Origin of the sequence: Sphingobacterium sp. UBA5789 (assembly GCF_002418355.1) — a bacterium.
In the GTDB taxonomy this organism is placed as follows: domain Bacteria; phylum Bacteroidota; class Bacteroidia; order Sphingobacteriales; family Sphingobacteriaceae; genus Sphingobacterium.
Genome location: NZ_DIDX01000004.1, coordinates 1,099,181 through 1,121,124, shown reverse-complemented (window position 1 = coordinate 1,121,124; position 21,944 = coordinate 1,099,181). Strand labels below are relative to the sequence as shown.

Below are 21,944 nucleotides of genomic sequence, written 5' to 3'. Positions count from 1 at the left end.
TTCATCTTATATGGATAAGCAGATGGACAACATTCCTGTTTATGATATTAGTATGTTTAATGCAGACTGTACTTTGTTTTGGATGGAAACGCTGGAAAGATGTTCCGTACGTAATCTTTGGTTACGCAGGCCTCACAAGCAACGTTTTTGTATGTTCCTTTATCTGACAAAAGCATCTGGCGTGGTGCAGATAGACGATACGACCATTCAATCGGATCATAATGAGACAGTCATATGCAGTACTCCTAATAGCGTAAACAGTATAAAACTGGAACCGGATTCAACGGGTTTCATTATAGCATTTACAGAGGATTTTTTCTCGTTACGATTCAATAGCAACATACTTTATCAGTTTTCTTTTTTTAAGGAAAATGGCAATTGCTTCTTTGGCCTTTCCAGGCAGGAGGAGTCTAAGTGGAGCAGTCTGTCGGATCTGATGCTGGAGGAATTTGCAGGTGGCAAAGGAGATATAAAGGTATTGCGATCTTACCTTAATATCCTGTTACATGAAATAGACGGACATAGCAATGTGCATATCCCGTCTTTAGCTGACGGACACGCTCACGACAAAGTAATGAAATTTCAAAAACTGCTGGAACATAATTTTATTCAGCATAAAAGCCCTTCGTATTATGCCGATGAATTGAATATTACGCTGCATTATCTGAACAAGTTGTGCAAGATGTGCAGGGGCATGACCAGCGGGCAAATAATCAAAGAACGGATTCTTACGGAATCCAAAAGATTATTAAAGCATACAACACTTTCGATTGCAGAAATCGGGTATGAACTGGGGTTTGAAAGCCCTTCCTATTTCATTACATTTTTTAAAAAAAATATAGGATATACACCCGAATCGTACAGACGAAGTGTTCATTAGATTGGTACTATCATCATCTTTGTTTCAAAATATTAAATAACAGATACGTATAGTGAAATGCCGGAGAAATGCAGCTACGTATCTTTGCAGAAAGAGGTAACCTTGACAAAACAGTTATTTATATATGTGTTATTGCTCTCATTTGCTATGCAGATGTTTGTAAGGGTTGCTATTGTCGTCGATTACAGTACAAATAAATCGCTGTATCTGCAGTATTGTGAAAACAAATCCCGACCGGAATTACATTGTAACGGCCAATGTGTTCTGATGAAAAAACTCAAAAAACAGGAAGAAAAAGAAAGTAAACAAGTTTCACAGAAACTGGAATCTGCAGCCTTTTTTCATGAGGTAGAAAAAATTGAATTTCATAAACCTCGCTTCCATCTTATTCCCGACATAAACCTATCCGGACTTATCTGTAACTACAGTTTTCAGTTTGTCGTTTCCATTTTCAGACCCCCGCTCATCAGCATCTGATTTTCCGGAGATCACATCATCAGGAAACAGCCTGTTGAGTGCATCCGTTTTTATTCCGCTGAAGAATAAGTAATGCTATTTACATGAGTATGCTATGCGCTATATCCTGCAGACGGGGAAAATAATGTGTGCTTTATCTCCCGGTTTATACGATTTAATAATATACTGATTACATCTGTCTGATGATGTTCAGAGATGCGGTATATCCTAAATCCGAAGAGAACAGATAAGCTTTAAGTGAGCTGTCTATCTGGCTCTCCGGGAATTCAAACGACTTATTAAAGATGATTAAAAATAATTTAAAAGCAGGTTTCTTAGGGATGATCTGTCTAATATTTATATACAGCTGTGGAGACAGCACAAAAAACAGTAACCTGAAAAGTGAACATGAAACGGATACTGTTAATCAGATAATCGACTTTTCCAAATTGATAAACAGAGGTGATACGTTATTGGGAAACCGGCATGTATCGTTATGGAGCATGGATAGTCTGTATACCGGATATGAGACTTTATATCTGAAAGTAGCGGATACAAACGGAAATGCTTTACCGGATATGGGTATCGATTACAGACCTGTTATGCATATGGGTATGATGTCGCATGCGGGGCCGTTTCAAAAACTGATTTCCAAAGGATCCGGGATTTATCAGGCTGATGTTGTGTTTATTATGGCCAATATGGAGGGTATGGGTAAAGGCTGGCAGTTTCATACATTCCTGACAGAGCATGGAAAGACAGATACGTTGAGCTTTGATCTGCCTGTAAAGGAAGCAAAATATGCCCGTACTCTGCCTACAGGTACCAAAGATGACGGACGTGTATTTGTTTCCTGCCTTTTGCCTGCTGAAATAAAGAAAGGTAGCAATCCGATCCGATTTGTAATTCATAAAACTGATAAAGATCGTTTTCCGGAACTGGATGGTTACAGTATTGCTTTAGAGCCTTTTATGCCGGATATGGGACATGGTTCTTCCGGGAATAAGAATGCAGAAGGAACGGGAGGTGGTGGTTACGAAGGAACTGTCCAGCTTTCTATGCCGGGAGAGTGGCTTATCAAAGCCACATTGTTAAAGGATGGGAATGTTGTCTCTCAGGATAGTCTCGTTTTCCCTGTACAGGTAAAGTAAATCAAATAATCTAAATACATATGAAAACTAAAAATATAAACTTGAAAGTTTCTTTCATCTTCTTTTTTATGGGTAGTCTTTTTCTTTTTTCCTGTGGAAAAGAGACGGAGTATATCAATGTGCCCGGCGAATCTACCTCAACAGGAAAGGCTAAACTAATTTTCGATGCGCGGTACGGAGATGAAGATTTTAAACTTAATACAGCATATGATTACAAAGTTTCCGGGACCAATGGTACTATCGATCTGAAATATGAATTTAATCAGCTGCGATACTGGATCAGTAATGTCAGTCTGATTACAGCTACAGGAGAAGAAGTCAACATACCGGATGCGTATTACTTAGTGGAAGAGAATATCGAAATTCCGGTGCAGGGAGGTTCTCACAATAAACAGTATCCGGCCAATAAACGGGAAGAAATTGCTATTGAACATATTCCCTCAGGAGAATACAAAGCGATTCGTTTTGGGGTAGGAGTAGACTCCAGATACAATGACAATCTGAGCCTGCGGGCCGGAGAATTGTCTTCTCTGAATGGGATGGCCTTTGAAGAGTGGATGTGGTTTACCAGTTATAAGTTTTTTGTTCTCAACGGAAAAATGACCTGGGTCAAACCTGCTCCGCAGGCTGTGGTAAGCCAGGCTTTCTTCTGGGATTATGCGTCCAATGATCTGTACAGCAAAAAGGAGATCCAATTTGAAAAAAACATTGTCATCGATGCACAACAAATTCCTTCAGTAGCTATGGAAGTGGATGTAAAGAAGCTGGTCAATGTAGATGATCCATGGAACAACAGCGTGATCAGTCAGACAAAAAAGGCATTGATGATCAGACTGAAAGATAATTTCATCAATAGTGCTATAACGCTTAAAAATACGAGTTCAGCTCCTGTTAAAAATTAAATGAACAGAATTAACATGTCGTTCGTAAGGCATATAATTTTTGCTTTCACTCTGGTTATGGTATTCTCCTGTCAGAAGCAGATTACTTTGCCGGATGGGACGGAAGAGTCATTTCCGACGATTTATCGTCTGGACGCTCCTGCATATTTTGGTGCCCCTGTTGACATGCCTGACAATCCGCTTACTGTACAAGGAATAGCATTAGGACGAAGATTATTTTATGATCCTCAGTTCTCTGCCAATATGCAGGTAAGTTGTGCCAGCTGTCATCATCAGGATAGAGCATTTGCGGATGATGCAATTCTTTCACATGCAGGAGTATCGGGCAAGTCATTAGCGCGACATTCTCCGGTACTCCTGAATCTGGCCTGGGCAGATCAGGGATTCTTCTGGGATGGTGGAGCCAAAAATCTGGAATCGCAGGCTTTTGGACCGCTGACACATGCTGATGAAATGGGTATGTCATTAGCAGATATTACGGCCAGACTGCAGGCAGATGCCGGCTATGGAAAACTGTTTTATGGGGCATTCGGTGAAGCGCCATCCGCTGAAGGTGTAGCAAAAGCATTAGCTCAGTTTCAACGTACACTGATATCCGATGATTCGCGTTATGACCGTTACTTGCGTTCGGGATCCCTAAAGGAACTCACTGCATCCGAACATCGGGGACAGGTTCTGGTAAAGCAAAAGTGTGGAAATTGCCATTCAGGAGAGCTTTTTACGGATTACCGGTTTCATAATAATGGACTAGATGTCGATTTCAGCGATCTGTCTGATGAATGGATACATCTTGGCCGGTACCGCATCAGTTTAGAGCGAAAAGATATGGGAGCTTACAAGACACCGACACTACGCAATGTAGCTGTCAGTGCGCCATATATGCATGACGGACGTTTTGCCACATTGGATCAGGTACTGGATCATTATCGCTTTGGTGTAAAGGCCACTGCTTTTACAGACCGGATGCTGTATGACTCGTCCGGTAATACCGGTATTTCTATGACCGATCAGGAAGAGGCTGATATTAAGGCTTTCCTGCTTGCCCTTACTGACGAACAGTTTTTAAACAATACTCGTTTTTCAAACCCTAATAAAAAATAAAAGAATGAACATATCAACTTTAAAACAATGTTTAACGGCAGCAGGTCTGTTGCTGGCTTTATTGCTGATCACCTCTTGCAGTAAAAATAATGCTCCGGAACCGGATGCAGATAAAATGGGACAATTTTCTATTGAATTCGATAATATTGTCGGTGAAGAGACACTTGGTTTTGAACCTCGGAGTTATACAAATGCAAAGGGAGAGACGTTTAGAATTAAGCAGTTACAGTATTTTATCAGTAATATTAAACTGTATAAGAATGATGGGTCTACTTATACTGTCCCTCAGGAAGAAAGTTATTTTCTGGTCAATGCTTCGGACCGTACTACCCGGTTTACCAGAGTACGTGTGCCGGAAGGTGACTATTCAAAAGTACAGTTTGTATTAGGAGTAGACAGCTTGCGAAGCACAATGCCGGTAGAAAAGAGAACAGGAGTATTATCTTTCAATCCTGAATCCGGACATGAAGGAGGAGGGATGTACTGGGGCTGGAATAGTGGCTATATTTTTCTGAAGCTGGAAGGGTACTGCGATCTTATATCCGATAATCAGCAGGGGGATCCGACTGGCAATAAACAATTCAAATACCATATTGGCGGTTTCGGCGGATACAATGCCCCTACACTCAATAATATCAAGACGATAACCGTAGATCTTCAGTCTGCCGGCATTGCTCAGGTCAGAGAAGGTATGCGTAGCAATGCGCATCTCTTTGTGGATATTATGAAGATTTTTAACGGACCGAATGCATTCAGTATAGTTGCTCATCCTAATGTAATGTTCAGCGAATACAGTGTCCATATTGCGAACAATTTTCCGGCTATGTTTTCCCATGATCATACTGAGAATTTTGTGAAAAGTGAAGACGAGTTATAGTAATGAAGAAGATTAGCGTACTGTTGATATTGTCCCTTTTGATCTGGGCCTGTAAAAAAGGAGAGGATGCATTACCGGATCTGTTTCCCGGATTTAAAAAATCAGCTCATTTTCCTGATCCTGTTTATGATTTTTCACGTAATGAAATCAGCAGAGAAGGTTTTGAGTTAGGCAAGCGTCTGTTTTATGAACCCCGTCTTTCGCGCAACAATACCATCGCCTGTGGAAGTTGCCATATACAATCAGCGGCATTTACACATCACGGACACGATGTGAGTCATGGTATTGATGATCGTCTGGGTACGCGTAATCCGATGCCCATTATGAATATGGCCTGGCAGAAAGAATTCTTTTGGGATGGAGGTGTATTTGATCTGGATCTGGCTGCGGTAAATGCGATTACCAATCCGGTAGAAATGGATGAAACGGTTCCCAATGTGTTACGCAAATTGCGGGCACATCCCGAATATCCGGCTTTGTTCAAAAAAGCTTTTGGTTCGGAGGAAATTACGGATGCACGTTTTTTTAAGGCATTGTCTCAGTTTATGCTGATGGCCGTCAGTGATCAGTCCAAATATGATAAAGTAAGACGAAACGAAGACGGTGCTTCATTTACAGCGTCTGAACAAAAGGGATACCTTTTCTTTCAGAAAAATTGTTCTACCTGCCACAGTGAACCCCTGTTTACAGATCGCACCTACCGTAACAACGGATTGGCTCCAAACAGATCGAATGACATCGGAAGAGACTCTGTAACCTTGAATCCCGCTGATAAATATAAATTCAAAGTGCCGAGCCTGCGTAATCTGGCCTATACCGCACCCTATATGCATGACGGACGTTTCCTGACACTTAACAGAGTCATCGAGCACTATCGTAACGGTATGGTCGATTCTCCGACATTAGATCCGGTTTTCAGGCAGAAGGACGGCCGCCTGGGAATACCGATGACAGAAGAAGAGAAGGAAGATCTGCTGGCTTTTCTGAATACTCTTAATGACCGGGCTTTTGTGACCAATCCACTACTGGCCGGACCGGAAATCGGAGGCTTTGTTGTCAAATAATTAGAATTACAATCATGAAAAAAATAAAATATATATGTTTAGCAATCTTGTTTTCTTTGTCGCTTCTGCCACATGCACATGCATGTGATATATGCGGCTGTGGAGTCGGTAGTTATTATCTTGGAATATTACCCGATTTTAACAAACGTTTTATAGGACTGCGCTATCAGCACAAGTCGTTGCTCACACATTTAGGGCCGACGGGGAACAGGACACCTATTACAGCAGACGAAACTTATCAAAGTATGGAGTTGTGGGGAGCCTGGAATATCGGAACCAAATGGCGTATCATGGCTATACTGCCCTATAATTTTAATACCAGATATATTAAGGGTTCCGGAGAAAAAGGTAAGAAAGACGGATTAGGTGATGTCGTGGTCATGGGGTATTATAAATTATTCGAAAAGAGTACCAGTACATCCGCAGATCAGCTGCTGGCACATTCACTGTGGATAGGAGGTGGTGTTAAAGCTCCTACAGGAAAGTACGATAATGCCGAACGTAGCGGTGTTTCTCAGGATTCGCCTAATAATTTTCAGTTGGGAACCGCCAGTACTGACTTTATGATCAACCTGGCCTATGATATCCGTCTTATGGATCTGGGGTTCAATGTCAATAGTACTTATAAACTAAATACAGCAAATAAATACGATTACCGGTATGCCAATAAATTTACTGCAAATGGTCTTTTGTATTACAAATTCAATATAAAGAATCAGGTTCGTATTGCTCCGAATGCGGGTGTTATTTATGAGACTCAGCCTAAGGATGTCGTGTATGGTCAATATGATGTAGCTCAATCCGGTGGTTATTCAACCACTGCGGTAGCAGGAATAGAGGTGAATATCGGTAAAGTCTCTCTGGGCGGGAATTATCAGACTCCGATGGGGCAACAGCTGGCTGATGGACGTGCCAAAGCCGGAGATCGGTTTATGACTCATATTTCCTATAGTTTTTAACAAATATTTTAGGAATTCATAGCCATGAAAGCAACAAGTACGTTATATTTGATACTTTATTTAATGGTCTCTTGTATAGCCTCCTGTACTTCTGAAAATTCAAAATCAGGCAGACAGAAAAATCAGGAAGAGACAGCGGATAAAAAGGAAGTACAGGCTCCGGTCCATGATTATCTGAGAGAAGGAAATAAAGGAGTAGGTGGTATAAATCATTTTGATAGAAAACCATTTGATTCTCAATTGGCAGATCAGGGCAATAAGCTCTTTATAGTCAAATGTACTATCTGTCATGAAGTAAAGGAAGATAAAATCGGACCGGCACTCTATGGTGTTACGAAGAAAAGAACACCTGAATGGATACTCAATATGATATTGACACCCGATCAGATGCTGGCACAGGATCCGGATGCTATATCACTGAGTCAGTCATACGACGGTATGATGACGAATATGGGACTTAACGAACAAGAAGCAAAATCTATTTTAGAATATCTGAGACAAGAGGATGCAAAATAAATAAGCTGTTAAAAATACATAATATGGAAAACAAGAACAGAAGAACCTTTATTAAAAATAGTCTTGGTTTGACAACAGGACTACTGATGACACAGGTATTGACCGGATCGGCAGTTCCGTCAATATTAGGAGGCGCAGATAAATTCCGTTTTGCTAAGGCAGCGTTGCCTTATGCCTATGCTGATCTGGAGCCGGCTATTGATGCACAGACTATGCAGATACATTACGAAAGACACTATAACAATTATGTGGTAGCTGCCAATGAAGCTATAGAAGCAGAAAAAGTGGATGTAAAGCAGGCACAGGATCTTTTGAAAAATATATCAAAGTATTCCGGCAAACTTCGTAATAATGCAGGAGGAGCCTATAATCATGAATTGTTCTGGTCGGTATTGAGACCTGTACGTACAGATAACAAACCTGCGGGCAGTCTGGCAAAAGCCATTGACACGGCGTTCGGGTCATTTGATAAGTTTAAAGAAGAATTCACAAAAGCGGCCTTATCACAGTTTGGATCGGGTTGGGCCTGGTTGGTAGCTGATCAGGGTAAACTCAAAATCGGCGGAACACCTAATCAGGATAATCCGTTGATGGATATTTCTGCATTTAAAGGAGTACCTCTTCTTGGCCTGGATGTCTGGGAGCATGCTTATTATCTGCATTATCAGAATAAACGTGTAGAATATGTAAATAGCTGGTGGTCAGTAGTCAATTGGGATAAGGTTCAGCAGTATTTTGATAAATCCGCTAAAGGATAAAGAATAATACAGACGGGCACAATCGCTATCAGTATTTTTTCTAAACAGGTATAAAGTCGAGCTTTATACCTGTTTTTTTGTTAATTTCAGAAATCACTTTTCCTTGAGGAGTCGTTTTTTATATTCCTGAGGCGATTCTCCCATAAATTCTTTGAATACAGAACTAAAGGCAGAAAGACTATTGTATCCTACCGCATGCGTGATTTCGACGATCTCCATATTGCTGCTTTCTATGAGTTCAAGAGCTTTCTGCACTCTGACGGATTTGACAAATTGAAATATGGTGCTGCCTGTTTCTTTTTTTAACCATCTTGATAAAGTCCGTTCAGAAAGATGAAATTTTTGTGTAAGATGCTGAACATCAAGCGGGCCGTTGAAGTACTGCTGAATGTATGCAATTATCTCCCGTAAAATCTCCGACTCGGGGACAGGTACAAATAGTTTTAAAGGAGTAGAAAGAGTCACCGGAAGTATATGCTTAAGAGTTGAAATACAGGATTCTTGGAGTCCTGTATGTTTGGTTTCTTTCCAGTGGCGGAATCCAAATTGGAGGAACTCTTCTACGAAAGTATTCGGTGGGTATATGGCTAAAGTGTAAAAAAAATCAGAATGGACTTCATTTTTTTCGGACTCCAGGAATAAGGTTGTCAGTTTGATTTGTTTGGATTTCGAAATTAACTTATACACTGTACCTGCAGGAATCCACGCATAATACTTATCCGGGATATACAGTACATTACTTTCCGTATGCAGGTAAAGTACATCATTCTCAGGGGATATCAACTGATTCAGCTGATGGTGATGAAATGTGGTATTCAAGAAACTAAATAGTCGGATATCTAATGTACCATCCGAAAAATTAGACAAACTGCCTGCAGTTTGCATAGATAATCTGGACATAGTAAGCTGAATTAAAGTCTATTTAGGAAAATAGCCTTGTATAGTTGTGTGATCAATTGCTTACATAAATATAATCAATTAACAGAGAAAGGAGAATTTGATAATAAGTTTCAGGGGCTTGCTGATCAAATGGTCTAAACCTAAGCCGAAAGTAATTTCAATCATCTTAAAAGTTGATTTTACAGGATTGCAATTCGAATAATACAGGCATTTTCCTGCATAGGAGAAGCGCTTACTTTTCGATAACTAAAACTTATCTTTATGGTCTCTAACTGGAATATACGCTATATGGAACATCAAATTTCGATTCTTAATCTGGAAGATCTTGTCGAGCATGTGAATGCTAATGTAAGGATAAAGGATTATATTGTTTTTGATACTGACCGGGATAATCTGATGATTAAAGTCAATATGTGGTACAAAGCCAATTATTCAGGAATAGTGCTTATTAATGAAGGGAAAGGAAGTTTTACTGTAGATGATAAGTCATTTGAAGTCAAAGCCGGTGATATTATTTATACGGTACTTCGTGAATCTTTTATCATTGATTATATTTCTGCGGATTATAAAGCTAAAGAGATATTTTTCTCTAATGAATTTATTAATGATGCCGGTTTCAATTATAAGTCCAATGATATGCTGAGGAGGTTGACGGATCACCCATCCGGTGTTATTGCACAACAGAAAGCTTTGTTCAGAAGACTCATGTTTCATATGGAAGAACTGGCTGAGCTAAACCAACCAGATAGCGATAATTATTATTTCAATGAAATGATCTGGCATCATTTTTCTTTACTGATGTATGAAATCGATAATTATTTTAAGAAAAATGAAATTAGCCAGTTTCTTACTTCCCGGGAGGAAGAGATAACTACCGGATTTTTCGCACTTGCACGTCAGCATTTTGTACAACATCATGATATTCAGTTTTATGCAGATCAATTATGTATAAGCAGAAAATACCTGAGTCGTGTCATCCGGAAGACAATGTCTAAAACTCCCAGAGATATTATCAATCAGATTCTGACTATAGAAGCTAAATTATTATTGCGAAATACAAATTCGAACGTGAGCCAGGTTGCTGCGCAACTTAATTTTTCCGATCAGGCTGTTTTCAGTAAATTTTTTAAAAAGCATACCGCACAAAATCCTTCAGATTACAAACGGGATGACTTGTTCTGATTAGTCTGTTTTACCTCTTTACAGACTGTTGTCTTTTTGTCATATTTGATAATTAATAAGTTAAGATTTCTTGTTATTTTGGGTTGTTTTACAGTTTTAATTTGATTTGTTAGCCTTTTGTCACGTTTGAAAACGTAGGCGACTTTTAGACAAATTTTGGCGACTTCATTTTTTTCTGCAGATTTTTTTAATCTTCATTTTTGGCGTTGATAAAAAAATCTCTATATACATGAATCAGCTTTCCGTTCTCAAGTCCTCCGGACTTATCTTATCTCTTTTACTGATTATTGGTTGCAAACAGAAGAATCAGGATCAGTCTTATCTTTCACAAGTAGCCGAGCTTCCCGTAGGTATTATACAAGCTGGAAATACAGATATGTATTCCGAATTTACTGCTGCTATAGAAGGTTTATCCAATATTGAAATACGGCCCCAGGTATCGGGATATTTAAATAAAATCCTTGTTGACGAAGGAGATTATGTCCGTGCTGGACAGCTGTTATTCCGGATTGATGATCGTCCGTTTCTGGAACAGTTAAAAAATGCACAAGCTTCATTAGCAGCATCAAAAGCAAATCTTGCAAATACTTTGCTCGATCTGGACCGTAAAAAAGAATTGCAAAAGAGCAAAATGGTTTCGGACCTTCAGGTGCGTGAGGCTGAATCTGTATATGCAGCCTCACAGGCAAATGTACAGCAGGCTCAGGCTGCAGTAGAATCCGCCAGGATCAATGTTAACTTTTGTAACATTACAGCTCCTGTAAGCGGATATATCAGCCGTTTTAATTATCGCTTAGGTAGTCTTGTTGCACCGACCAATGCTGATGCACTCACATTGCTTTCGGATATCCGGCAGGTATATGCTTATTTCAGTATGGGAGAGAATGACTTTCTTAACTTTCAGGAGCAGTATGCGGGTAAAAGTATAAAAGAAAAATTAAGTCATACCCCCGCTGTATCCCTGTTGGTATCCAACGGTACAATCTATGACAATACAGGTAAGATAGATGCTGTTGAAGGACAGTTCAATAAAAGTACAGGATCTATTACATTACGTGCAAAATTTGATAACCCGAATACGATTTTAAGAACAGGTAATACCGGAAAGATCCGTATACCGCAGCAGTGGAATAATGTTGTATTAGTTCCTATTGCTTCCACAATATCCATTCAGGATAAAAAATATGTTTTCTCACTTGATAAGGAAAGCAAAGCAGTACAGATTCCCATTGATATTTCAGGAAAATCCGGAGATAATTATATGGTTTCAAAAGGGTTGTCTGCCGGGGATCAATACATTATAACAGGGTTTGACCGCTTACAGCCTGGTATGCCTGTAAAGGCAAAGAAGACGAATAATTAATACAGCCATATCAATTTTCAGTTCAGTAAAATGCTAAAACAAATTATAAAAAGACCCGTATTGGCCACAGTTATATCCGTGCTGCTGGTCATATTAGGAGTGGTGGGTATGTTGACGTTACCGATTACTAAATTTCCGGATATCGCTCCGCCTACCGTCAATGTCATGGCGACATACCCGGGCGCTAATGCCGAAACTATTGCACGCTCTGTAGCTCCTCCTCTGGAAAATGCTATAAACGGAGTGGAAAATATGGATTACATTACCTCTACAGCAAGTAACGATGGTACGCTGTCGATAACTGTAATCTTTAAACTGGGTACAGATCCTGATCAGGCAGCCATCAATGTACAGAATCGTGTAGCACAAGTGACCAATCAGCTACCTGCTGAAGTGGTACAAAGTGGTATTACCACATTAAAAAAGCAAAACAGTATGATCGCCATGGTGACGCTGACCAGTACGGACGGTTCACTGGAAGATCTGTTTTTAGAAAACTATGCAAAAATCAACGTGGTACCTGAACTGAAGCGGGTCAAGGGAGTAGGAGATGCGATGGTATACGGTAATAAAGATTATTCAATGCGGATATGGTTAGATCCACAGAAACTTTCTGCCTACAATCTTACACCTGGAGAGGTCAGTCTCGCTATACAGAAACAAAATCTGGAAGCTGCTCCGGGTAAATTCGGAGAGCGTACTACCGAAGTGATTGAATATGCATTGCGCTATCAGGGCAAATTTACAGATCCGGAGCAGTATGAGAATATTATTATTCGGGCCTTTAATGATGGTACTGTATTGCGTTTGAAAGATATTGCAAAGGTGGAGTTCGGAGCTTACAGTTATCTCGTCAGTTCGAGAGCCGATAAAAAACCTGCAGTTACCATGGCCCTCTATCAGATGGCCGGTTCCAATGCAAATGAGGTACAAAAAGCAATGATGGACAAACTGGAGCAGCTGGCCAAGACATTTCCGGATAAAATGGAATACAATATTCCATACAGTACCAAAGAGTCACTCGATCAGTCCATCAGTCAGGTTGTTACCACACTTATAGAAGCCTTTATTTTGGTGTTTTTTGTGGTATTTATTTTCCTGCAGGATTTTCGATCCACTTTGATTCCTGCTATTGCAGTACCTGTATCTATTGTAGGAACATTTTTCTTTATGAATCTTTTTGGGTTTTCGATCAATATTCTGACCCTCTTTGCTCTTGTCCTGGCAATTGGTATAGTGGTGGATGATGCGATTGTTGTCGTAGAGGCTGTACATGCTAAAATGGAAAAACGCAAGCTGAATGCACGTGCTGCTACGGTTTCTGCAATGAGTGAAATTTCAGGAGCTATTATCTCTATTACACTGGTGATGTCTGCTGTATTTGTACCCGTAGGTTTTATGAAAGGATCTACAGGACTTTTTTACCAGCAATTTGCACTTACACTCGCTATTGCGATTGTCATTTCGGCTGTTAATGCTTTGACATTAAGCCCGGCATTATGTGCATTATTACTGAAACAGCATCATGCACATGATACTGGCAGCCAACCGATGGGATTTAAACAGCGCTTTTTTGTTGGGTTTAATGCTGCTTTTGATAAAATGACTTTCCGGTATGGGAAGGCAATTCTACTGCTGATTAAGAGAAAGTGGATAGCATTTTCAGGAATGGGAATTATTGCAGCCCTCTTTATATGGATGTTTATGACGACACCTACTGGCTTTATACCGGATGAAGATCAGAGCTTTATTGTGGTGACAGTTAACCTTTCACCCGGGGCGTCTCAGGACAGGACAAATGCTGTAGTACAGCAGGTCGAAAAAGTATTGGGTGATCATCCGGCAGTGGACCGTGTCATGGCAGTGACGGGTTTGAATATGATGAGTTCTTCTATGTCTTCTTCCGCCGGAGCACTGTTTGTCCGACTCAAGCTTCCTAAAGAGCGTGGAGAAGTGAAGCAGATTGAACAGGTGATCGGCGGGATTCAGGGTATGCTGTCTGAAGATAAGCGGGCGTCGTTTCTGGTGCTGAATATGCCTACTGTAGACGGATTTGGAAATACCAGTGGTATGGAGCTCGTACTGCAGGATAAGGGTTCCGGCGATCTCAATATGTTCGGGCAGACAGCCTATGCTTTTATGGGAGCTTTAATGCAACGGCCGGAAATTGCGGTTGCATTTACAACATTCAATACCGGATTTCCGCAGTACGAAGTCGTAGTTGATGAAGCTAAAGCATATCAGCTGGGGGTCAGTCTCGCAGATGTATTAAGTAGTATGCAGGGGTATTATGGAAGTATGCAGGCTTCAGATTTCAACAGATTCGGAAAATACTATAGGGTACTGGTACAGGCTTCGCCGGAATTTAGAAAAGATCCTTCGTCGCTGCAGGGAATTTTTGTTAAGAATAATAAAAATGAGATGGTACCTGTAAGTACGCTGGTCACGTTGAAATCTACGGTAGGGCCGGAGGTAGTGGATCGTTTTAATCTGTTTAATGCTGTAAATATGACGGTAATGCCTAAACCGGGGTTCAGTACCGGACAGGTTATGAAAGCTATCGATGAAGTGAGTACACAGGTGTTGCCCTCTACGTATACTTACGATTATAAAGGGATGAGTCGTGAAGAACGTGGTTCCGGAGCTCAATCTATATTAATATTTGGATTATGTATTGTATTCGTGTATTTCCTGTTGTCAGCTCAATATGAGAGTTATGTTCTTCCCTGGTCTGTACTGATCGCCATTCCTTTAGGTTTACTGGGTGTCTTTGTCGGAATATCATTTGCTGAAATATCCAATAATATCTATGTGCAGGTGGCATTAGTCATGTTGATCGGTTTGCTGGCTAAGAATGGTATTTTGATCGTTGAATACGCTATTCAGCGCAGACGGGCCGGTAAGACTCTGGTCGCTTCAGCAGTTGAAGGAGCAAAAGCCAGGTTGCGTCCTATATTGATGACATCTCTTGCTTTTATCACTGGTCTGGTTCCATTGCTATTTGTGACAGGTCCTTCTGCTATGGGTAATCATTCTATAGGTTTTGCTGCTGTGTTTGGAATGTTGTTCGGTACCGTTATTGGTATTTTTATCACGCCTGTTTTATTTGTGGTATTTCAGTATATACAGGAAAGAATCAGTGGCAAAAAAATAGCAGAAGAAGACTGGGAATATTAATTATTAATGAAGAAAAACATGTTTACATCAATATTAAGAGTGAAAAGAATAATCATTCCGGCTTGTATACTGCTGTATATCACGGCCTGTTCGGTACAGAAATATGAAAGAGCAGAGACTCATCTTCCGGTGCAGTACAGGGGAACGGATAGTACTGCTGTAGCAATGGATAGCACGGATAATATTGCCCGGATCAATTATAAAGACTTTTTTAAAGATCCTGTGTTGATCCGTCTGATTGATAGTGGGTTGGTTCGCAATTATGATCTGTTGATCGCTGTAAAGCAAATTGAATTTGCATCTCTCGGATACCGGCAGTCAAAATTAGCAAACCTGCCAAGAGTAGACGCAACAATAGGGAGTGCTACCATTAACCGGCCTTCTGACAATAGTATGAATGGCATGATGGCAGGACAGTTTTTGGGCGATCGTTATACACAGGACTATAACAGTGCTTTGTCGATTTCATGGGAAGCCGATATCTGGGGTAAAATCCGGGGTGCCAGACAAGAGGCATTGATGAGCCTCTTAAATACAGAGGAAGGGGCTAAAGCTGTACGAATCCGATTAATCTCGGAGATTGCACAGGGATATTACAACCTGTTAATGCTGGATAAGCAATTGAATATTACACGGTCCAATTTATCGTTCGCTGACAGTGCTCTGACCTTGCTTCGTAAGCAGTACGAGTTAGGATTGATTCAATCATTGCCGGTCGAACAACAAGTCGTATCGAGGACTCAGATCTTAAAGAATATTCCCGTTATTGAAAATGCCATAGTCTTACAGGAGAATGCTTTGAGTGTGTTGACAGGCAGATATCCTGATATAATTGAACGGTCTTCGGGGCTGGATAACAGTGATCTCTCTTCTGAGATCGAAGCCGGAATTCCTTCCAATTTGCTAAGTTATCGTCCGGATGTGAGAGGAAGCGAACTGGAGGTAAGGAGGAGTCTTACTGCTGTACATGTGGCCAAAGTGAGTATGTATCCGGCCATTAATATTACAGCACAAGGCGGACTGAATTCTTTCCGCTCCAGTAATTGGTTTAATATTCCGGGATCTTTATTTGGAATGATAGGAGGAAGCCTCAGTCAGCCGGTTTTCAGAGGTAAGCAGCTGAAGACACAATATCAGCAGTCTCAGGTCAGTTTTCAGCAGGCTGAACTTCGGTTTAAGCAAACGGTTCTGAATGCAGTGGGCGAGGTTTCTGATGCGCTTTCTCAACTTCAAAAGCTGGAAGAGGAACAGCAGATTACTGAGCAACTGGTTGTCAAAGCCGGAGATGTGGTCAATCAGTCATTGACTTTGTTTAAATATGACAGAGCTACTTACCTGGAGATTATTCTTGCGCAGACGAACAAACTGCAGGCGGAGCTGGATCTTGCTACAGTCCGGACAAACCGTATGCAGGCGTATACCCGGTTATATCGCTCATTAGGAGGAGGAAGTCTTTAAAAAAGGCGTATTGATTTTCCTATACAACATATCATCTGATCCGGTCTGCGAAAGAGGACAGGTCAGATTTAAAACTTTGAATCATACTGTTTAAATTGTTATAAAATGATTGTCTTAATTTTTGCTACAAATATTCAACGAATCAATAAGGAGTTAAAGATTAAATTTAATGAGATTCTGGACCTTGTTTCCTGGACGGTAGATCTGGAGGATGTCGATAAAGTATTGCGGATAGAAGCAGAACGTGATATCAGTCGGGAGATTGCAGATTTGTTATATAAGACAGGTTATCGTTGCCGTAGATTATATTATTAAACGGTAGAAATACTTCCGGTCCTTCCCCAAAACAAAAACAGGTATGAAAAATTTTCATACCTGTTTTTTGCTATATAAGAACAGAATCCGCAGTACCTGATAGATGTACTGTTTTAGAAAATCAGGACTAGTATAAACTGGGTTAGGGTAGGTGTAGAACCATTCACCTGTAGCAATTCCCGGTTTTGAATGGTTTCAAAATAAAAAAGAATATAGTAACGACTTTCATTAAACGGGGGTGGTTTGAAATTTAAGGATAAGAAAAAGGGCCCTGAAAGGGCCCTCTTCAAATTATAGGTTAACTTTTAGGTATATCATATCGGTACACCTTGACTCCTCCGTCAATGATTGTGGAGAGGTAAGGAATTCCATCAGCTGAAATTTTCATTTCCAGTTTATCTCCGTTTTTAGAGGTAAGCTGAGTAGGAGCATTCCAGTTATTGGTGTCTTCATTAAATGTGCGCACTACCAGGCCATTGTTATTGTCCGAGTAGGCAAAAAATACAGTACCGTTCGGATGGACGGCTACAGCGATATTATCTCTGGTAGCAGTACTGCTGGTTGTCTGTGCTATTCCATCTCCGAACTGTTTCCAGCTGGTTCCGTTCCAGTGCATGACATAAGAGGCATAGCTTGGTGAATTCACCTGATAAGCAACATAGATTTCTCCGTTTTTATCAATATCCATATCAATATTAATACCTCCCGAATTAGCTCCGCCCGGGCCTATATAAGGCGTACCTACTACAGTCCAGTTACCGTTTCTGAATTTATAAACAGTAGGTTTACGGGTAGCCGTACCGCCTGTGAGATCCATAGTAACATAGTAAAGATGATTGTCTTTTCCTCTTACCATTTTGGCGTAGAATCCGGTTGCGGAAGGGGAAAGGGTCTGACCGGACCATGTACCATTTGCATATTTACTGATATAGGTTGCACGGTTTGCCAGTGGTGCAGCTGCAGCTCCCAGTGTATAACCCAGGAACGGTGTATTTACAGAATCCAGTGCGACAAAGAAATAAGAAGAAACACGGTGTCCTGTAAACTGTTTATTTCCTACAAAACTCCATTGTCCATTCTCATATTTTTTTACAGATCCCAATTGTGCATTTGTACCGTCATAATCTTTATACGCTACATAGACAACCCCGTTGCGGTCAATGTCTATAGATGCGCCGTCTATACGATTGTCAGATATACCGGTCGCAGGACCAACATTGACCCATTTGGTACTGTCATAAGTCGCTACTACAGCTTTTCTGTTTTCAGGTGTATTGCTGTCCGTGAGCGTGTATACAAGATAAGGAAGGTTGTTAAACTGACTCACCATCAGTTTCACTTCTGAAGCACGTGCAGCGCCGATGACATCTCCAAGGTTCATTTCACTCCATACCGGAGCTGTCAATCGTCCTACTTTTACCGTAAACTGGTCCGGAGCTTCTGACTGCTCATCTTTCAGTTCGAACACGACGTCCTGTTCGTAGTTTTGCTCATTCTTACCGGAAGTCTGTGCAAGTCCTCCAACCGTTACTGTAGCTCCCTGAGAAGTGGTGTAGCGGGCTTTCAGTTTGGAAATATCAGCATCTACAGGCAGGTCTACAGTGATCTGTAATCCCTTGATAGTCGCTTTATAATCTTTGAACAGAAAATCCGGATTATCTTCTTTGTAAAATCCAAATGATAAAAAGGAAGCATTTTTTAAGGCGTATACAGTGTAAAAGGACATCCCTCCCGGAGAAGAAAAGCGATACGTTGCTGTATCAGCCAGATTAATCTGACTGATACCGCTTTCCTGAACAGTGTTGCCTACAAATGCTACAAATTTCTCGCTGTTTACTGTAAAACTCGGAATGGCCTGATTGATGTCAATACTGTTTGGAACACGGATAAATACATCATTGCCCTGAATAGTTCCTTCTACACGGTTGCTTAATCCCGGATTGGAAGCAGGTTCAAATGTATAAGATAACAACTGGACATTTCCTACGGTGTCCTCCTTTTTGCAGCTGCTGAAGATCCCGGTCAGGATCAGCAGCAAACATATTGTTATAGGGTATTTTTTCATTTTCTTTGGTTATTTATTGGTTTCAGGCAATAGGATTGCTTTCACTCGTGAAGCACCTATTACTTTAGATTTTATTCTGTTACTGATATCCGACCCCGTAATATTATCCAATAGCTCATCATATTTTGTGAAATAATCCCAGTTGCTGAAATTATAATACAGGTGGTTTCTTAGCTCTGCACTCCAGAAAGTTTCTTTCTCATACTGCTTTTTATAATCCTGTTTCAGCTGAACTTTGATGTTCGCCAGTTCCTCTTTGAAGTAGGATGGATCTTTCGCAATTTTATCCAGTTCAACACCGACTTGTTCAATAAGAAAATCTGTACGGGCAGGTTCACATGTAAAAGTAACGCGTGTACGCATCAATGGAGTAGGGAAGGATGTTGCACTGGTGCTGACCCCCACGCCGTATACTCCGGATTGTTCTTCTCTCAGGTTTTTTCTTAGTTTCACCTTGAGAACTTCTTCCATCAATGTGTTTTCCATGATCTCTCTGATGCTGTAATTCAGGTCTGTTGTCTGATAGAACAGATTGACAGTGGCTTTCTCTGCCTCGCCGGCATACATCAGGATATCGCTGTCATCTTTAAGGCTGTAATTAGGAATACGTTGTGTATGATCAATCGCTTTTCCCGGCAATCCACCCAAATAAGTTTCCACATCGCTTCTGATACTATCCGGATTAAAGTCACCGATAATGACAAACTCAAAATCGCGGGCTGAACCGAAACGCTTATGATAGACATCCAGAATCTGGTCAAATTGTAGCTCTTTTTGCAGACGGTCTGCATCAATCTCACTGGCTTCTGTATCGTCAGAACCAATCTTACGGCTTATTTGCTTATTGTATTCTGCTGTCGGTGTATATTTCCGGTTTTGAGTCGCTTCTACAGAACGCTTTTTGATATTGTCAAATACAGCCCGATCTGCTCTCGGTTGTGTCCATTTCAGATAGAGCAATTCAAACATTGTTTTGATGTCTTTCATATTTGCACTCGCTGCAACACCTTCACGGTTTTGGGAGAGTACAAATGTAGCCGATGCTGAATTGTCAAGCAGATATTTGGTAAGTGCCTGTCTGGTAAAATCTCCTGCTCCGCTTGCACCAATTATATTTTTAGCGTAGACTGCATTTACATAATCTGTTGTATCTAATGCTATGATTCCCCCTTTTCTGAATCCGGTAAGCTGTATATGATCTTTGCGGCCACTGGATGGTCTCAGGTATACGGTGATTCCATTGGACAATACCCATTTGCGCAGACCGACTTCTTTAATGAAGGTGGAATCTATTATTTTTCCGGCTACAGGTGAAGTTTTTAACAGGTGATCCGGCACAGATATCTGGTCTTTCCAGACTGGTATCTGAGCTGACCGGATCGTATTGAACATTTCCTGAAGCTGTGCTTTTGAAGGCAGCTGATCTTTCAGGCGATCCGGTCCGGATAACATTATAACTGTATTGCCTGTAATCAGGGATTGTTTCAGATACTGAACCAAATCGGCTGAATCAATAGAAGCCTGTATCTTAAGAGCTGTCTCCTGACGATATTTGCGATCCATCAGCGTAGCATCAGTAAAGAAATTGTTTTTCATATCAGCCAATAATCCTGTCGCATTCACCGTTTCATCGCGGCTTTCCAGGCCTCTTTTTATTTGTGCCACAAATTGTTTTCTGAAATCTTCAATTTCTGAATTTGTAAAGCCGTAGCGTCTTATACGTTCATTCTCCAGCATATACTTGTATATGCCGTCCTTTATATTGTCTTCATAAAGAGTGGTACCTCCTGATGATATACCGCTATGTAATAACAGGTCGGACAAAGACATAGAGCCTTCCTTAAAGTCGTTCTGTAACTGGGAAAGACGTTCAAATCTCTTTTTTACAAGATTATTGACAAAGGAACGTCTCAACGAAGATTCGAACTCTTCCATTGTGCGCACACCTTTGTCTGCAGGGATTTTTGTGACGTATGAAAAGTCTATCGTTGTCGCCTCTTTATCTGTCAGTATAGAATACAGCGTATCTGCATGCGCCGGAAGATAATAGGCTTCCCGTTTAGGGGCATGTTTTGGATTTTTTGCTTTTCCGAATACTTCTTTTATCAGTTTTTCCGTTTTCTTCAAATCCTGATTGGTCACTATTCCGATTCCCATCAGTTGAGGACGGTACCAGGTGGTATAGAAATTGACGATAGTCGGACGTTTGAAATGATGCAATACATCCAGTGTACCTATAGGTTTTCTTTCCGCGTATCTGGAATTGTTAAAGATCAGGGGAAGATACTGGTCACTCATACGGGATGATGCTCCTTGTTTGGTCCGCCATTCTTCGATCACGATACCTCTTTCTTTTTCGATTTCGAGGGAATCAAAACTGAGATGAAAAGCCCAGTCCGCTACAATGCTAATGGCTTTGTTGAGGTTCTGTTCATCTTTGGTATCGATCGTGATTTTGTAAATCGTTTCATCGTATGAGGTATGCGCATTCAGATCCGCTCCAAATTTGACACCCAGAGATTCCAGAAATGTGATGACTTCATTTTTCGGAAAGTTTTTGCTGCCGTTAAAGGCCATATGTTCCACAAAATGCGCCAGACCTCTCTGATCTTCATTTTCCTGCAGCGATCCTGCATTTACAAACAACTGCAGAGCGGTTTGTTGAGTTTTGGAATCACTTGGATACAGGTAATACTTAAATCCGTTTTTTAATTCTCCTTTTACGAGTTTGGGATCTTGCTGCAGTTTTTGTGCAGACAGAAGTGATGAACACGCTATGCACAGAACTGTGGTGATGATATTTTTTAAAGGATACTGCAT

At 40.7% G+C, this 21,944-nt stretch carries 18 protein-coding genes; 15 read left to right on the top strand and 3 right to left on the bottom strand.

The genetic code is table 11. From position 1 onward, the window contains the following. The first annotated feature begins 10 nt into the window (after positions 1–10). The 10 genes from B4B65_RS14230 to B4B65_RS14185 all read left to right on the top strand — a co-directional run bounded on the left by B4B65_RS14230 (position 11) and on the right by B4B65_RS14185 (position 8,664). Entirely contained in the window at positions 11–880 is an 870-nt protein-coding gene (locus tag B4B65_RS14230; RefSeq protein WP_293916235.1) for an AraC family transcriptional regulator, read from the top strand. 153 nt (positions 881–1,033) lie between these two features. Further along, complete coding sequence (locus tag B4B65_RS14225; RefSeq protein WP_293916234.1) at positions 1,034–1,357, top strand: hypothetical protein; 324 nt, start codon at positions 1,034–1,036, stop codon at positions 1,355–1,357. A 284-nt stretch (positions 1,358–1,641) separates the two neighbouring features. Then, on the top strand, positions 1,642–2,487 hold the full coding sequence (locus B4B65_RS14220) for a FixH family protein (RefSeq protein WP_293916233.1): 846 nt from the start codon (positions 1,642–1,644) through the stop codon (positions 2,485–2,487). A 20-nt stretch (positions 2,488–2,507) separates the two neighbouring features. Continuing rightward, the gene (locus B4B65_RS14215; RefSeq protein WP_293916232.1) at positions 2,508–3,389 is read left to right on the top strand and encodes an MbnP family protein; all 882 of its coding nucleotides are present in this window, start codon (positions 2,508–2,510) and stop codon (positions 3,387–3,389) included. Further along, complete coding sequence (locus B4B65_RS14210; RefSeq protein WP_293916231.1) at positions 3,390–4,490, top strand: cytochrome-c peroxidase; 1,101 nt, start codon at positions 3,390–3,392, stop codon at positions 4,488–4,490. Positions 4,491–4,494: 4 nt separating this feature from the next. Further along, complete coding sequence (locus tag B4B65_RS14205) at positions 4,495–5,367, top strand: MbnP family protein (RefSeq protein WP_293916230.1); 873 nt, start codon at positions 4,495–4,497, stop codon at positions 5,365–5,367. Between the two features lie 2 nt (positions 5,368–5,369). After that, entirely contained in the window at positions 5,370–6,431 is a 1,062-nt protein-coding gene (locus tag B4B65_RS14200; RefSeq protein ID WP_293916229.1) for a cytochrome-c peroxidase, read from the top strand. A gap of 14 nt (positions 6,432–6,445) precedes the next feature. Continuing rightward, the gene (locus B4B65_RS14195; RefSeq protein WP_293916228.1) at positions 6,446–7,390 is read left to right on the top strand and encodes a transporter; all 945 of its coding nucleotides are present in this window, start codon (positions 6,446–6,448) and stop codon (positions 7,388–7,390) included. Between the two features lie 24 nt (positions 7,391–7,414). Continuing rightward, positions 7,415–7,906: a c-type cytochrome gene (locus B4B65_RS14190; protein ID WP_293916227.1), complete on the top strand. Its 492-nt coding sequence runs from the start codon at positions 7,415–7,417 to the stop codon at positions 7,904–7,906. A 23-nt stretch (positions 7,907–7,929) separates the two neighbouring features. Further along, entirely contained in the window at positions 7,930–8,664 is a 735-nt protein-coding gene (locus tag B4B65_RS14185; protein ID WP_201679663.1) for a superoxide dismutase, read from the top strand. Between the two features lie 93 nt (positions 8,665–8,757). Here the strand turns inward: B4B65_RS14185 and B4B65_RS14180 are convergent, their stop codons facing one another. Continuing rightward, positions 8,758–9,564, bottom strand: a complete 807-nt coding sequence (locus B4B65_RS14180; RefSeq protein ID WP_293916226.1) for a helix-turn-helix domain-containing protein — start codon at positions 9,562–9,564, stop codon at positions 8,758–8,760. A gap of 288 nt (positions 9,565–9,852) precedes the next feature. On the opposite strand from B4B65_RS14180, the gene B4B65_RS14175 reads away from it, so the two are divergent. From B4B65_RS14175 to B4B65_RS14155, 5 genes are all read left to right on the top strand, one after another. Then, positions 9,853–10,746, top strand: coding sequence for an AraC family transcriptional regulator (locus tag B4B65_RS14175; RefSeq protein ID WP_293916225.1), 894 nt, complete (start codon positions 9,853–9,855; stop codon positions 10,744–10,746). A 229-nt stretch (positions 10,747–10,975) separates the two neighbouring features. Continuing rightward, on the top strand, positions 10,976–12,109 hold the full coding sequence (locus B4B65_RS14170) for an efflux RND transporter periplasmic adaptor subunit (protein ID WP_293916224.1): 1,134 nt from the start codon (positions 10,976–10,978) through the stop codon (positions 12,107–12,109). Between the two features lie 30 nt (positions 12,110–12,139). Then, positions 12,140–15,286 (top strand): efflux RND transporter permease subunit, encoded by a 3,147-nt coding sequence (locus B4B65_RS14165; protein ID WP_293916223.1) that lies wholly within the window; start codon positions 12,140–12,142, stop codon positions 15,284–15,286. Between the two features lie 39 nt (positions 15,287–15,325). Continuing rightward, positions 15,326–16,744 carry an efflux transporter outer membrane subunit gene (locus tag B4B65_RS14160; RefSeq protein ID WP_293916222.1) on the top strand — a complete coding sequence of 473 codons (1,419 nt, stop codon included), beginning with the start codon at positions 15,326–15,328 and terminating at the stop codon, positions 16,742–16,744. Between the two features lie 105 nt (positions 16,745–16,849). After that, positions 16,850–17,059, top strand: a complete 210-nt coding sequence (locus B4B65_RS14155; RefSeq protein ID WP_201679658.1) for a hypothetical protein — start codon at positions 16,850–16,852, stop codon at positions 17,057–17,059. Positions 17,060–17,357: 298 nt separating this feature from the next. Here the strand turns inward: B4B65_RS14155 and B4B65_RS14150 are convergent, their stop codons facing one another. Then, on the bottom strand, positions 17,358–19,124 hold the full coding sequence (locus B4B65_RS14150; RefSeq protein ID WP_293916221.1) for a hypothetical protein: 1,767 nt from the start codon (positions 19,122–19,124) through the stop codon (positions 17,358–17,360). Positions 19,125–19,133: 9 nt separating this feature from the next. After that, positions 19,134–21,944, bottom strand: coding sequence for a M16 family metallopeptidase (locus tag B4B65_RS14145; protein ID WP_293916220.1), 2,811 nt, complete (start codon positions 21,942–21,944; stop codon positions 19,134–19,136).